At 69.2% G+C, this 14,286-nt stretch carries 10 protein-coding genes; 8 read left to right on the top strand and 2 right to left on the bottom strand.

Annotated features, from left to right (window positions below):
• The first annotated feature begins 12 nt into the window (after positions 1 to 12).
• From ACFC79_RS01530 to ACFC79_RS01565, 8 genes are all read left to right on the top strand, one after another.
• Complete coding sequence (locus tag ACFC79_RS01530; protein ID WP_376233666.1) at positions 13 to 2,400, top strand: ABC transporter family substrate-binding protein; 2,388 nt, start codon at positions 13 to 15, stop codon at positions 2,398 to 2,400.
• Between the two features lie 381 nt (positions 2,401 to 2,781).
• Complete coding sequence (typA, locus tag ACFC79_RS01535; protein WP_376233668.1) at positions 2,782 to 4,653, top strand: translational GTPase TypA; 1,872 nt, start codon at positions 2,782 to 2,784, stop codon at positions 4,651 to 4,653.
• 346 nt (positions 4,654 to 4,999) lie between these two features.
• Positions 5,000 to 5,596 carry a hypothetical protein gene (locus tag ACFC79_RS01540; RefSeq protein WP_376233671.1) on the top strand — a complete coding sequence of 199 codons (597 nt, stop codon included), beginning with the start codon at positions 5,000 to 5,002 and terminating at the stop codon, positions 5,594 to 5,596.
• A gap of 501 nt (positions 5,597 to 6,097) precedes the next feature.
• The gene (locus ACFC79_RS01545) at positions 6,098 to 7,747 is read left to right on the top strand and encodes an ABC transporter substrate-binding protein (protein ID WP_376233672.1); all 1,650 of its coding nucleotides are present in this window, start codon (positions 6,098 to 6,100) and stop codon (positions 7,745 to 7,747) included.
• Between the two features lie 165 nt (positions 7,748 to 7,912).
• A complete protein-coding gene (locus ACFC79_RS01550) occupies positions 7,913 to 8,836 on the top strand; it encodes an ABC transporter permease (protein ID WP_376233674.1) in 924 nt (307 codons plus the stop codon).
• Between the two features lie 31 nt (positions 8,837 to 8,867).
• Entirely contained in the window at positions 8,868 to 9,791 is a 924-nt protein-coding gene (locus ACFC79_RS01555) for an ABC transporter permease (protein ID WP_376233676.1), read from the top strand.
• A 17-nt stretch (positions 9,792 to 9,808) separates the two neighbouring features.
• A complete protein-coding gene (locus ACFC79_RS01560; protein WP_376233679.1) occupies positions 9,809 to 10,858 on the top strand; it encodes an ABC transporter ATP-binding protein in 1,050 nt (349 codons plus the stop codon).
• Positions 10,851 to 12,014, top strand: a complete 1,164-nt coding sequence (locus tag ACFC79_RS01565; protein ID WP_376233682.1) for an ABC transporter ATP-binding protein — start codon at positions 10,851 to 10,853, stop codon at positions 12,012 to 12,014. The genes ACFC79_RS01560 and ACFC79_RS01565 overlap by 8 nt, the downstream gene beginning before the upstream one ends.
• Before the next feature lie 162 nt (positions 12,015 to 12,176).
• Here ACFC79_RS01565 and ACFC79_RS01570 read toward each other — a convergent pair whose 3' ends face one another.
• Together ACFC79_RS01570 and ACFC79_RS01575 are read right to left on the bottom strand one after the other, a co-directional pair.
• Positions 12,177 to 13,262 carry an ABC transporter ATP-binding protein gene (locus ACFC79_RS01570; RefSeq protein WP_376233683.1) on the bottom strand — a complete coding sequence of 362 codons (1,086 nt, stop codon included), beginning with the start codon at positions 13,260 to 13,262 and terminating at the stop codon, positions 12,177 to 12,179.
• A 26-nt stretch (positions 13,263 to 13,288) separates the two neighbouring features.
• Positions 13,289 to 14,254 carry an ABC transporter ATP-binding protein gene (locus ACFC79_RS01575; protein WP_376234877.1) on the bottom strand — a complete coding sequence of 322 codons (966 nt, stop codon included), beginning with the start codon at positions 14,252 to 14,254 and terminating at the stop codon, positions 13,289 to 13,291.
• Positions 14,255 to 14,286: the final 32 nt, after the last annotated feature.

A 14,286-nucleotide genomic window follows, 5' to 3' on the forward strand; every position in this document is an offset into this window, starting at 1 on the left:
GAGGTATCAGCCATGACCCACGTCGGCGTCCCGCGGGGGACGGCCCGAAAGCGCCGCTCGCTCGCGCTCCTCACGACGGGCGTGCTGACGCTCCCCGTGCTGGCCGGGTGCAGCTCCGACGACGGCGGAACGGCGGCGGCCGCCCCGCAGGACATCGCGCGCGCGAGCCGGGACGCCGTCGCCGCGGGTGGCACGGTGCACTGGGCGATCGATTCCGTGCCCGCCACGTTCAACGCCTTCCAGGCCGACGCCGACGCCTCCACCGCCCGGATCACCAGCGCCCTGCTGCCGACGCTCTTCCCGCTGGACACCCAGGGCAGGCCGCAGCTCAACACGGACTACCTGAAGTCCGCGGAGGTGGTGGAGCGCGAGCCCCGGCAGGTGGTGCTCTACCGGCTCGACCCGCGGGCGGTGTGGAGCGACGGCCGGGAGATCGGCGCCCCCGATTTCGTCGCCCAGTGGCGGGCGCTGAACGGCAAGAACTCGGCGTTCTGGACCGCCCGCAACGCCGGCTACGAGCGGATCGAGAAGATCGAGCGCGGAGCCGACGACCAGGAGGTCCGCGTCACCTTTGCCAAGCCGTACGCGGACTGGCGCTCGCTCTTCTCCCCGCTGTACCCGAAGGAGGTGACCGGCTCGCCGAGCGCCTTCAACGACGGCGCCCGGACCACCCTCAAGGCCACGGCCGGACCGTTCCGGCTGGGCGGCGTGGACCGGAAGACGGGCGAGGTCACCCTGGTCCGCGACCCGCACTGGTGGGGCAACCGGGCCAAGCTCGCCTCGCTGGTCTTCCGGGCCGTCAAGCCGCAGGACCGCGTCCGGGCCCTGACCGCGGGCACGGTCGAGGTCGCCGACATCGACGCCGCCACCGCCCACCGGGTCGCGCAGGCGGGCCAGGACGGGGGCGCGAACGGACAGCCCCTGGCCCAGGGGCCCGGTGCCGAGTCCGGACCGGCCGCCGCGATGCGCTCCTGGGCCGTGGCACACGGTTCGAACGAGACGGAGGCGGCCGCCGCGCGGGCGGCCAGGGAACAGGCCCGCGCCGCCGCCGAGACGTACACGGCCGAGCAGGGCAAACTGCGCGCCTACACGGTCCGCAAGGCGCTGGAGCCCGCGTACACCCAGCTCGCCCTGAACGGCGAGTCCGGGCCGCTCGCCGACGACCGGGTGCGCCGCGCGGTCGCCCGTGCCCTCGACCGGCAGGCACTCGCCGACACCGTGCTCAAACCGCTCGGTCTCCCCGCCGCACCGCTCGGCAGCCACCTCGCCCTGGCCGGACAGCCCGGGTACCAGGACGGCAGTGGCGCGCTGGGCGGGGAGGACAAGGAGGAGGCGCAGGCGCTGCTGGCCGAGGCGGGCTGGACCCGTGAGGGTGCGGTCAAGAAGTCGGACGGCACGAAGGCGGGCAGCGAGGCGGAGAAGAAGGGGCAGAAGGGCGGCAAGGACGAGGCCGACCAGGACAACAAGGGCGGGAACGCCGGGAGCACCGGGAACGCGGACGCCGGTGCCCACCGCGCCGACGCGGACCGGCACCACGACACCGCGGGCGGGCACGGGGCCGCCGACGGCCTCTACGTCGTCGGTGACGACGGCAAGCCCGGCGACGGCGAGGCGACCGGGCAGGCACGCCAGGTCCTGGCCCCCGCCCCGGCCGCCGCCGCGCACGGCGTCGCCCTGCTGCGTCAGGCCGGGCACCTGGCGCGGACCGGCACCTCCGAGGACACCACCGCCGAGGCGGCCGTCCGGGACCAGCGCCCCGGGGGCGCCACCGGAGCGTACGCCCCCGCGGGCACCGCGGCCCCGGCCCAGGCGCCGGACACCGGCCGCGGCCCGCTCGGCAAGGACGGCAAACCGCTGAACCTGCGCTTCGTCCTGCCGTCCGGACCCGGTGCGGAGCCGTTGCGCGCCGTCGGGGACAAGATTTCCGCGATGCTCGACTCGATCGGCATCGGCACGTCGATCACCAAGGTCGCCGACGACAGCTACTTCCGGGACCACATCGCCTCCGGCGACTACGACCTGGCGCTGTACTCCTGGCCCGCCACCGCCTACCCCGCGACCGACGACCGCCCGATCTTCGCCAAGCCGGTGCCCGCCGGGGACGGCTCCCTGCTCGTCGAGCAGAACTACACCCGCGTCGGCACCGACCACATCGACCAGCTCTTCGACCAGGCGGCCTCCGAACTCGACGAGGGAACCGCCCGGGACCTGATGCGGCAGGCGGACACACGGATCTGGGCCGCCGCGGCCTCGATCCCCCTCTACCAGCGCCCGCAGCTGGTGGCGACCGACAGGAGGCTGCTGAACGTCGGCGCCTTCGGCTTCGGCGCACCCCACTACCAGGACATCGGCTTCAAGAAGCCGCAGCCCGCAGGCGCCCCGCCGGACCGGAAGCAGTAGCCCCGGGGAGCGCCGACCGGAACGGCGCAGGGAGCCAGGGACCGGCCCACGCCCCGTGCCGGACGCCCCACCGGGCACCGCGGCCGCGCCTTCGGTGAACTCCGCCGGAAGACATGGCCACGGCGGCGGGAACACGAAACCCGAACCCGGTCCGCCGTGCTCCCCGGAGCCGGGTCACCGCAGGACAGGGGCACGGACCGGTCCGTGCGGAGGGAGGTGCGACGCCCGTCGCGCGGGCGGCCGGAAGCCGTCGGGGAAGCCGTCGCGGCGTCGGCCCTTTACCATGGTGGTCAGCCGTGGCGCATCCGCCCGGTGGGCGTACGAGGACCCGAGAGCGGCTGAGACGCCTGATCCCACGATCGAGAGAAGCGCAAGCCACACATGCCCACGCGCCACGACATCCGTAACGTAGCCATCGTCGCCCACGTCGACCACGGCAAGACCACGCTGGTCGACGCCATGCTCAGGCAGGCCGGCGCCTTCGCCGCGCACGCCGCCGAGAACCTCGACGAACGCATGATGGACTCGAACGACCTGGAGCGTGAGAAGGGCATCACGATCCTCGCCAAGAACACGGCGGTGAAGTACCACCCCAAGGACGGCGGGGACCCGATCACGATCAACATCATCGACACCCCCGGCCACGCCGACTTCGGTGGTGAGGTCGAGCGCGGCCTGTCGATGGTGGACGCCGTCGTGCTGCTCGTCGACGCCTCCGAGGGCCCGCTCCCGCAGACCCGCTTCGTGCTGCGCAAGGCGCTCGCCGCGAAGATGCCGGTCATCCTCTGCATCAACAAGACGGACCGCCCCGACTCCCGGATCGCCGAGGTCGTCGACGAGACGTACGACCTGTTCCTGGACCTGGACGCGACCGAGGACCAGATCGAGTTCCCGATCGTCTACGCCTGCGCCCGTGACGGCATCGCGTCGCTGACCAAGCCGGAGGACGGCACCGTCCCGCAGGACAGCGACAACCTGGAGCCGTTCTTCTCCACGATCCTGGCGCACGTCCCGGCCCCGGAGTACGACGCCGAGGCCCCGCTCCAGGCGCACGTCACCAACCTGGACGCCGACAACTTCCTCGGCCGCATCGCGCTCTGCCGCGTCGAGCAGGGCGAGCTGCGCAAGGGCCAGACCGTCACCTGGATCAAGCGCGACGGCACCATGTCCAACGTCCGCATCACCGAACTGCTGATGACCGAGGCGCTCACCCGCAAGCCTGCCGAGAAGGCGGGCCCCGGTGACATCTGCGCCATCGCCGGTATCCCGGACATCATGATCGGCGAGACCCTTGCCGACCCGGAGAACCCGATCGCGCTGCCGCTGATCACGGTCGACGAGCCCGCCATCTCGATGACCATCGGCACCAACACCTCGCCGCTGGTCGGCAAGGGCGGCAAGGGCCACAAGGTCACCGCCCGCCAGGTGAAGGACCGCCTCGACCGCGAGCTGATCGGCAACGTCTCGCTCCGCGTCCTGGACACCGAGCGCCCCGACGCCTGGGAGGTCCAGGGCCGCGGCGAGCTCGCGCTGGCCATCCTCGTCGAGCAGATGCGCCGTGAGGGCTTCGAGCTCACGGTCGGCAAGCCCGAGGTCGTCACCAAGCAGGTCGACGGCAAGACGTACGAGCCGATCGAGCGCATGACGATCGACTCCCCCGAGGAGCACCTCGGCGCGATCACCCAGCTGATGGCGAGCCGCAAGGGCCGCATGGAGACGATGACGAACCACGGTTCCGGCTGGGTCCGCATGGAGTGGATCGTTCCGTCCCGCGGCCTCATCGGCTTCCGCACCGAGTTCCTGACGCAGACCCGCGGCACCGGCATCGCGCACTCCATCTTCGAGGGCCACGAGCCGTGGTTCGGCGAGCTGCGCACCCGCCACAACGGTTCGCTGGTCGCCGACCGCTCCGGCACGGTGACGCCGTTCGCGATGGTCAACCTCCAGGAGCGCGGCGTCATCTTCACCGAGGCCGGGACCGAGGTGTACGAGGGCATGATCATCGGCGAGAACTCCCGCGCCGACGACATGGACGTCAACATCACCAAGGAGAAGAAGCTCACCAACATGCGCGCGGCCTCCGCCGACACCACGGAGAACGTGGTGCCCGCCCGCAAGCTCTCCCTGGAGCAGTCCCTGGAGTTCTGCCGCGAGGACGAGTGCATCGAGGTGACCCCGGAGACGGTCCGCATCCGCAAGGTCGTCCTGGACCAGAAGGAGCGCGGTCGCGCCGCCTCGCGCGCCAAGCGCTGATCTCTCCCTCCTTTCGGGCCCGGCCCCTCCACGTGCGACGTGGAGGGGCCGGGCCCTTTTCCGCGGTGCTGCCGCCCGGTCGGCGCCCGAGCGGCAGCACCGGTACGGCCGGCTCCGGTCGGCGGCTGCCCCCGTGATCCGCCCCGAACGACCAGCAAGTGGTTGCGAAAGCAAAAATGCATCATCAAAAAGCTGTCGCGCAGGGGTCGTTGATGGCAGACTCCTTCCTGTCGCACCAGCCGGTGGGGCACGGGGTTGCGATGCGAGTCGTGATGATTCGCATGCGCAAGCAGAGGGGGGTGATTTCGCATGCCCCGCCGTCTGCGAGAACGAAATGGGGAACAACGTGAGGATGCGATTCGCCTCGGCGGCCGCAGCGACGACACTTGCCGCCTCGGCGCTGGTGGTCGTGCCGACGGCCACGGCAAGTGCGGCCCCGCTGATCTGCGACCCGGGCACCGGCTCGGTCTCCTGGGTCACCACGAGCCACAGCCGCGTACTCACGCACCAGGTGAAGGGGTACGAGAAGGAGTACTCGGGCGGCAGTAGGCAAATCAGCAAGACGCTGGCGCACGAGAAGACGCTCACTTCGGGGTGGTCCGTCCAGGGCGGTGCGACGGCGGGTCTGTCGGTGGCCAAGGTGCTGATAAGTCTCGACGCGAATGTCGAGGGGAGTTACAACCACCAGAAGGGCAAGACGACCACCAAGAGCGTCACCGTCACGGACACGCTCACCAAGAAGGGCCGCTACTGGTTCTACGTGGGCCGGCTCAAGGCGTCCGGGTACTGGCAGGGGTACCGGTGCGACGGCGGCACCAAGTGGGTCAAGCAGGGTCACGGGCAGGCGAGGAGCTACGGCGCGAAGGTCGACGGGGCGACCCGCTGCGGCGAGAAGGTCAGCAGGAAGAGCATCGCCGCGCTGGTGCAGAAGAAGTACTGCTGACCTCGGATGAGGAAGCAGGGGAACGGGAGCCCCGCCGTCCGTGCGCACACGGATGGCGGGGCTCCCGCGTGGGGCCGCGGTGACCGCGGGGGCCGGTGACGGGCGGTGAGATGGGCCCGTCGTCCGTCCGTCGGGAACCGGGAACGGGGGCTGCGCGAATGCACAACCCGTTTTGGGCAACATGGCGTCCGGTTATCGAGCGTCGCTCTCCGGAACATGTATTAACGGTCCGTTTCGGGGGTGTCTGTCTAGGATCGCTTTGTCCGCATTTCGGGTCTACGCGGGCGATTGATGTTGCCAAAACGAGACCCTTTAGGTGTGGTTTACGGCCCGGCCGTCCTTAATAGTTGGCTCGATGAGCTCGGGTCAATGGGTCACGCACTGTGGGGAGTGCCGACTCACGAGCACACTCGGGGTACTTGGGTGTTCCTTGCCGTCAGGGGTGTCGGCAAACGACCAAGACCCTTCTTGCAGATCAGTGGACTCATGAGGAGGAAACCCATGCGTGGTGCCAAGAGCGCCAAGTGGGTCGCGGGAGCGGCCATCATCGCTCTGGCCGCGACCGCCTGTGGCGGTGGCGACGACAAGAAGGACGACGCCGGCAAGGGGGGCAGCGGCGGTACGTTCCGACTCGGCCTCACCGAGCCCGTCTCCATCGACCCGGTGAACGCCCAGGAGTCCGAGGGCATGCTCATCGCCCGGGCGCTCTTCACCCAGCTGTACGACGTCTCCACGGACGGCAAGCTCATTCCGAAGCTCGCCGAGTCCGGCACGACCGAGGACGGCAAGACCTGGACCTTCAAGATCAAGGCCGGCACGAAGTTCACCAACGGTGAGCCCGTCGACGCCGAGTCGTTCATCCGCGGCTGGACCCGTGTCGCCGCCAAGGCCTCGGCCTCCGACGTCTCGTACCACATGTCCGGGATCAAGGGCTACGACGACCTGAAGAGCGGCAAGAGCGACAAGTTCGCCGGTCTGTCCGCCCCGGACGCCACCACCCTGAAGGTCGAGCTGACCCAGGTCGACTCCGAGTTCGACAAGAAGACCGCGCACGCGGCCTTCAGCCCGGTCCCGAAGGTCGCCGGCGCCGGCGACAACAAGAAGTTCAACGACGCCCCGATCGGCAACGGCGCCTTCAAGATGGAGGGCAGCTGGCAGCACAACAAGTCGATCACCATCGTCCGCAACGACGACTACGGTCTGACCAAGGCCAAGCTGGACAAGGTCGAGGTCAAGATCCTCAACCCGGCCAACAGCGCCCAGCTCGAGTACACGGGCTTCCAGTCGGGTCAGTTCGACTTCGCCCGTATGCCCACGCCGCAGCTCTCGGTCGCCAAGGCCAAGTACGAGCCGCAGGGCCAGTGGTACTCGGGCGAGTTCTCCGGCATCAACTACCTGGTCGTCTTCAACCAGACCAAGCCGCTGAACAACCCCGACGCGCGCAAGGCGATCTCGTACGCGATCGACCGCGAGGCCATCGCGAAGTCCGTCTTCCAGGGCATGCAGAAGCCGGCCACCGCGTTCCTGCCGCCGTCGTTCGCCGACGTCTACCAGGAAGGCGTCTGCACCTCCTGCGCCAAGCAGGACAAGGCGAAGGCCAAGGAGCTCGCCGAGAAGGGCGGCCTGAAGCCGGGCACGACCATCAACTTCGGCTACAACACCGGTGCCGGCCACGAGGAGTGGGTCCAGGCCATCGCGGCGCAGCTGAAGGACGTCCTCGGCCTCAACGTCAAGCTGGACGGCAAGCCGTTCAAGGAGGCCCTGGCCGCTCAGCAGGAGAAGAGCGCCAACGGTCTGTGGCGTTCGGCGTGGACCGCCGACTACCCGACCGCGGACAACTTCCTCGCCCCGCTGCTGAGCACCGCCGGTATCGGTGAGGACCCGGCGACCGGCAAGGCGCAGGGCGACAACCGCGGCCGCTACTCCAACAAGGAGTTCGACAAGCTGCTCGACCAGGCCCGCGCGGAGAAGGACGCCGCCAAGCGCGCCGACCTCTACAAGCAGGCCGAGAAGCTGGCCATCGACACCGAGCAGGGTGTCATCCCGCTGTGGCAGCGCACCCAGTACCGTCTGGTGAACACCAAGAAGTTCAGCAACTTCAAGATGGACTTCTTCGAGGACCCGGCGCTCGCGGAGATCACGCTCAAGTAAGAGCCTCCAGCAGGTAGGCGAAGGCCGTGGAGTCGGAGTAACTTCTTCGGTTTCCACGGCCTTCGTCCCGTCCCGGGCGCACCCCCCTACCGGCGCCCGGAAGCGGCCCCTCTCCCGATCGGATGACGCCGCTCACCCCCACGCTCAGTATGTGAAGGAGGCATCGTGGGCAGATATGTGATCCGCCGGCTCGGGCAGATGGTCGTCGTCCTCTTCGGTGCGACCGTTGTTCTCTTCTGCTGCTTGTTCATCCTGCCCGGCGACCCCGTGGGCTCGCTCGGCGGTGACAAGGCCCGCGACCCGGCCGTCGTCGCCGAACTCCGGGAGCGCTACGGTCTCAACGACCCGCTGCCGGTGCAGTACGGCCATTTCGTCCAGAATCTGGCCAAGGGCGATCTCGGTGAGGACTTCACCCAGCGCCGCCCGGTGACCGAGATCCTGAAGCCGAAGCTCGCGAACACCGCCGAGCTGGCTGTCGCGGCCATCCTCATCGACATCGCGATCGGCGTCTTCGCCGGTCTGATCGCCGCGCTGTTCAGATATTCGTTCTGGGACGTGTTGATCACACTGCTGACCACGCTGGCCGTCGGATTCCCATCCTTCATCATCGGCATGGTGCTGCAGAAGTTCTTCGTGGTGGACCTCCAGTGGTTCCCGCTGATCTCCGACGGCTCCTTCAACTCGCTGATCCTGCCGGCCTTCACGCTGGCGATCCTCGACGCGGCACTGGTGGCGAGACTCATGCGCGGCACCATGCTGGAGGTGCTGCGGGCCGACTACGTCAAGACGGCCGTCGCCAAGGGCCTGCCCCGTCGGACGGTTCTCGTCAAGCACGTGATGCGCAACTCGATCATCCCGGTCGTCACCTACCTGGGTATCTCCTTCGGCAGCCTGCTCGGTGGTGCCCTCATCACCGAGGCGATCTTCAACTGGGACGGCATCGGGCTCGCACTGGTCCAGGCGGTCCAGCAGCAGAACAACCCGATCATCATCGGCGTGGTGACCTTCGGTGTCGCCGTGTTCGTTCTGCTCAACCTGATCGTCGACCTCTTGTACGCGGTCCTCGACCCGCGCATCCGTCTCGCCTGATCCCAGGCAGCCCGTTCTAGGAGTCACACCCATGACTGAGCTCACCAAGAGCACAGCGGAGGCGGGGACCGCTCAGAAGGCGGCCGCCTCGGCCGAGGCCGAGCCGGCGGTCGCCCGCGTCACCCAGTGGGGCGAGATCCGCCACCGCTTCATGGCCAACAAGCTGGCCGTGGTCGGCCTGGTGCTGGTCGTCCTGCTGTTCCTGACCGCCGCGCTCGCGCCGCTGCTCGCGCCGTACGACCCGCTGGCGCAGGACCTCAACAACACCCTGCAGTCCCCGGGCGGCGACCACATGCTCGGGACCGACGCGCTCGGCCGCGACCAGCTGTCGCGCATCATCTACGGCGCCCGCATCGCCGTCGTGATCGGTCTCGCCTCGATCTTCCTGGCGTGCCTGATCGGTATCATCATCGGCTCGCTCGCCGGCTACTTCGGCAAGGCCACCGACTCGGTGCTGATGCGCATCGCGGACGTCTTCTTCGCCTTCCCGCTGCTGATCGGCGCCATCGTCATCATCATCGCGATGGGCCGCGGCGTCGCCCCGGTGATCATCTCGCTGGCGGTCTTCTCCTGGCCGACGGTCTCCCGACTGCTGCGCAGCTCGATCCTGTCGGTCCGCGAGGCCGACTACGTGCTCGCCGCCCGCGCTCTGGGCGCCGGCACCGCGCGGATCATCATCCGGCACATCATCCCGAACTCCGTCGCCGCCGTGATGGCGTACGCCGCCTTCAGCGTCGGCAGCGCGATCGTGGCCGAGGCCGCCCTGTCCTTCCTGGGCGTCGGCGTCAGCCCCGAGGTCGCGGAGTGGGGCAACATGCTGTCGGCCGCCAAGGACTTCCTGGGTGTCAAGGACTACCTGTGGGTCTACCCGTCCATCGCGATCGTCCTGACCGTCCTTGGTTTCGTTTTCGTCGGCGACGGGCTGCGCGACGCCCTTGACCCGAAGCTGCGCTGAGAGGGCGGCACCACTACATGACTACTTCACACGTCACCGCGGAAGTGCCGAACCAGCGCTCCGGCGACGCCCCGGTGCTCGAAGTGCGCGATCTGCACGTCGAGTTCAAGACCCGCGAAGGCATCGTCAAGGCCGTCAACGGCGTCAACTACGACGTCCGGGCCGGCGAGACGCTCGCCGTGCTCGGTGAGTCCGGCTCCGGCAAGTCCGTGACCGCGCAGGCGATCATGGGCATCCTCGACTCGCCCCCCGGGCGGGTCGCCAAGGGCGAGATCCTCTTCCAGGGGCAGGACATCCTCCAGCTCCCGGAGAGCGAGCGGCGCAAGCTGCGCGGCCCGAAGATGGCGATGATCTTCCAGGACGCGCTCTCCGCGCTGAACCCGGTCTACTCGGTCGGCAACCAGCTGGGCGAGATGTTCCGGGTCCACCAGGGCATGTCCAAGAAGGACGCCAAGGCCAAGGCGATCGAGCTGATGGACCGGGTGAAGATCCCGGCCGCCAGCAGCCGGGTCAACGACTACCCGCACCAGTTCTCCGGCGGTATGCGCCAGCGCATCATGATCGCCATGGCGCTGGCGCTGGAGCCCGACCTGATCATCGCGGACGAGCCCACCACGGCGCTCGACGTGACGGTCCAGGCGCAGGTCATGGACCTGCTGGCGGAGCTCCAGCGCGAGTACAACATGGGTCTGATCCTGATCACCCACGACCTCGGCGTGGTCGCCGACGTCGCGGACAAGATCGCGGTCATGTACGCGGGCCGGATCGTCGAGCAGTCCCCGATCCACGAGCTGTACAAGCGCCCCGCGCACCCGTACACCCGCGGCCTGCTCGACTCGATCCCGCGGCTCGACCAGAAGGGCCACGAGCTCTTCGCGATCAAGGGCCTGCCGCCCAACCTGCTGAAGGCGCCCGCGGGTTGCGCCTTCAACCCGCGCTGCCCCAAGGCGCAGGACATCTGCCGCACCGACGTCCCGGCCCTGCTGCCGGTGACCGAGCGGGACGGCACCGAGCTGGTCGGCCGCAGCAGCGCCTGCCACTTCTGGAAGGAGCAGATCCATGGCTGAGCCCAAGAAGAACGACGCCGTGGATGCCGCCTCGGAGGAAGCCACCCCCAACGTCACCGCGGTGGAGACGACCGACGCCGCCACCGAGGCCGAGGCCGTCGCCGCCCTCGACGCCAAGGTGGACCGGGGAGAGCCGATCCTCCAGGTGCGGAACCTGGTCAAGCACTTCCCGCTGACCCAGGGCATCCTGTTCAAGAAGCAGATCGGTGCGGTCAAGGCCGTCGACGGGATCTCCTTCGACCTGTACCAGGGCGAGACGCTCGGCATCGTGGGCGAGTCCGGCTGTGGCAAGTCCACCGTCGCCAAGCTCCTGATGCTCCTGGAGACCGCCACCTCCGGCGAGATCTTCTACAAGGGCCAGGACATCACCAAGCTGTCCGGCAAGGCCCTCAAGGCCGTCCGCCGCAACATCCAGATGGTGTTCCAGGACCCGTACACCTCGCTCAACCCCCGCATGACGGTGGGCGACATCATCGGCGAGACGTACGAGATCCACCCGGAGGTGGCGCCGAAGGGCGACCGCCGCCGCAAGGTCCAGGAGCTCCTGGACGTGGTGGGCCTCAACCCGGAGTACATCAACCGCTACCCGCACCAGTTCTCCGGCGGCCAGCGCCAGCGCATCGGCATCGCCCGCGGCCTCGCGCTCAACCCGGAGATCATCATCTGCGACGAGCCGGTCTCCGCGCTCGACGTGTCGGTGCAGGCGCAGGTCATCAACCTGATGGAGAAGCTCCAGGACGAGTTCAACCTCTCCTACCTCTTCATCGCGCACGACCTCTCGATCGTCCGGCACATCTCCGACCGGGTCGGCGTGATGTACCTCGGCAAGATGGCCGAGATCGGCACCGACGAGCAGATCTACGACCACCCGACGCACCCCTACACCCAGGCGCTGCTGTCGGCGGTCCCGGTGCCGGACCCGGAGGCCCGCGAGGGTCGCGAGCGGATCATCCTCACCGGCGACGTCCCGTCCCCGGCGAACCCGCCGTCCGGCTGCCGCTTCCGCACCCGGTGCTGGAAGGCCCAGGACAAGTGCGCCACGGAGATGCCGCTGCTGGCCGTCCCCGAGCGCTTCGCGTCCTCGAAGACGCCGGCCGCGCACGAGTCGGCCTGCCACTTCGCCGAGGAGAAGGACGTCGTCGGCGCGGCCTCGTGACCCGACACGTGTGACCTCCGCCGTACGACAGGCGTGACACGGGAAGCGCCCGGAACCGATCGGTTCCGGGCGCTTCCGCCGTTCCCGCCGTTTCCCCGAACCGGCCTCGCGGGCGGCTCGGGTCAAGGGGTCGCACGTGATCGGTTCGTGGGCCGGGGGGCGTCAGGCCCCGCCCTCCGGCTCCTCGGCGGCCGTGCCGGTCCCCGCCCCCTCCGGGGCCGTACGCGCCTTCGGGACGGACGACACGGACTCGGCGGCCTCGGGGTGGTGGCAGGCCGTCAGATGGCCCTCCCGGCTGCCCTCGATCCGCACCAGCGGCGGGGCCTGGCTCGTGCAGATGTCCGTGGCCTTCCAGCACCGGGTGCGGAAGCGGCAGCCCGACGGCGGGTTGACCGGGGACGGGACGTCGCCCGCCAGGCGGATGCGCTCGCGCGCCGGGGCGTCGTCGGCGGACACCTCGGGCACCGCGGAGAGCAGCGCCCTGGTGTACGGGTGGCGCGGATTGCCGTACAGGTCCTCGCGGTCGGCGATCTCCACGATCCGGCCGAGGTACATGACGGCGACGCGCTGCGAGAAGTGGCGGACCACGGCCAGATCATGGGCGATGAACAGGAACGCGATGCCCAGCTCCTGCTGGAGCTGCTGGAGCAGGTTCACCACCTGGGCCTGGATGGACACGTCCAGCGCCGAGACCGGCTCGTCGGCCACGATCAGCTTCGGTTCCAGCGCGAGTGCGCGGGCCACCCCGATGCGCTGGCGCTGACCGCCGGAGAACTCGTGCGGGAAGCGGTTGTAGTGCTCCGGGTTGAGGCCGACGGTCTCCAGCAGCTCCCGCACGCGTGCCTCGCGGCCGCCCGCCGGTTCGATGCCGTTGATCTCCATCGGAGCCGTGATGATCTTGCCGACGGTCTGCCGCGGGTTCAGCGAGGCGTACGGGTCCTGGAAGATCATCTGGATCTCGTTGCGGACAGGGGCCAGCTGCTTGCGCGAGGCGTGGGTGATGTCCTGGCCGCGGTAGGAGATCCGGCCGGCGGTCGGCTCCAGCAGCCGGGTGACCAGTCGGCCGGTCGTCGACTTGCCGCAGCCGGACTCTCCGACCAGCCCCAGGCTCTCGCCCCGGGCCACGGTGAAGTCCAGGCCGTCGACAGCCTGCACCGCGCCGACCGTCCGCCGGATCGGGAAGCCGCCCTTGATCGGGAAGTGCTTGGTGAGTCCGGAGACGTCCAGGAGGGGATCTGTGCTGCTCATGGTGGGGAAGTCCCGTCTCTTGTACGTCAGTGGGGCCGTGTGCCGGAGAGGTCCGCGTAGGACTCGGCGCGCTGCTCGGCCGTCAGGTGGCAGGCGGCGCCGCGCCCGTCCGTGAGCTCCAGCGAAGGCCGGTCGCTCGCGCAGCGGGTGCCGCCGACGCGTTCGGTGAACGCGCACCGCGGATGGAAACGGCAGCCGGACGGCGGGTTGAGGAGACTCGGCGGGGAGCCGGGGATCGGCGACAGCGGCACGTCGACCGGGCCGTCCAGGCTCGGCATGGAACCCAGCAGGCCCCAGGTGTAGGGGTGCTGCGGCGCCCGCAGCACCTCCTTCTTCGTGCCGCGCTCGACGCAGCGCCCGCCGTACATCACCAGCACGTCGTCCGCGATGTCGGCGATGACGCCGAGGTCGTGGGTGATGAAGATGATCGAGGTGCCGGTCTCCTGCTGAAGGTCCTTGAGCAGGTCCATGATCTGGGCCTGCACGGTGACGTCCAGCGCGGTCGTCGGCTCGTCGGCGATCAGCAGCGCCGGGTTGCAGACCAGCGCCATGGCGATCATCGCGCGCTGGCGCATACCGCCGGAGAACTGGTGCGGGTAGTCGTCCACCCGCAGGTCGGGCTGCGGGATGCCGACCTTGGTGAGCATCTCCACGGCCCGCGCCCGCGCCTCCCGCTTGGAGGCGCCGGTGTGCTTGCGGTACGTCTCCCCGATCTGCTTGCCGATGGTGTGGTACGGGGAGAGGGAGGCCAGCGCGTCCTGGAAGATCATGGCCATCTTGTTGCCGCGCAGCTGCTCCAGCTCCCGCTCCGACGCGGTCAGCAGGTCCTGTCCGTCGAGCAGGATCTCGCCCTCGATCTCGGTGTGTTCGGGGTGGTGCAGGCCGAGGATCGTCAGGTTGGTCACGGACTTGCCGGAGCCGGACTCGCCGACGATCCCGAGCGTCCGGCCCCTCTCGACGTCGAAGGACAGCCCGTCGACGGCCTTGACCATGCCGTCTTCGGTGGAGAAGTGCACGCGCAGAT

It is taken from the genome of Streptomyces sp. NPDC056061 (assembly GCF_042266885.1).
GTDB lineage: Bacteria > Actinomycetota > Actinomycetes > Streptomycetales > Streptomycetaceae > Streptomyces.

Coding starts and splice junctions, on each gene's coding strand:
- ACFC79_RS01530 (WP_376233666.1), top strand. CDS start 13: ATGACCCACGTCGGCGTCCCGCGGGGGACGGCCCGAAAGCGCCGCTCG.
- typA (WP_376233668.1), top strand. CDS start 2,782: ATGCCCACGCGCCACGACATCCGTAACGTAGCCATCGTCGCCCACGTC.
- ACFC79_RS01545 (WP_376233672.1), top strand. CDS start 6,098: ATGCGTGGTGCCAAGAGCGCCAAGTGGGTCGCGGGAGCGGCCATCATC.
- ACFC79_RS01555 (WP_376233676.1), top strand. CDS start 8,868: ATGACTGAGCTCACCAAGAGCACAGCGGAGGCGGGGACCGCTCAGAAG.
- ACFC79_RS01560 (WP_376233679.1), top strand. CDS start 9,809: ATGACTACTTCACACGTCACCGCGGAAGTGCCGAACCAGCGCTCCGGC.
- ACFC79_RS01565 (WP_376233682.1), top strand. CDS start 10,851: ATGGCTGAGCCCAAGAAGAACGACGCCGTGGATGCCGCCTCGGAGGAA.
- ACFC79_RS01570 (WP_376233683.1), bottom strand. CDS start 13,262: ATGAGCAGCACAGATCCCCTCCTGGACGTCTCCGGACTCACCAAGCAC.
- ACFC79_RS01575 (WP_376234877.1), bottom strand. CDS start 14,254: ATGGTCAAGGCCGTCGACGGGCTGTCCTTCGACGTCGAGAGGGGCCGG.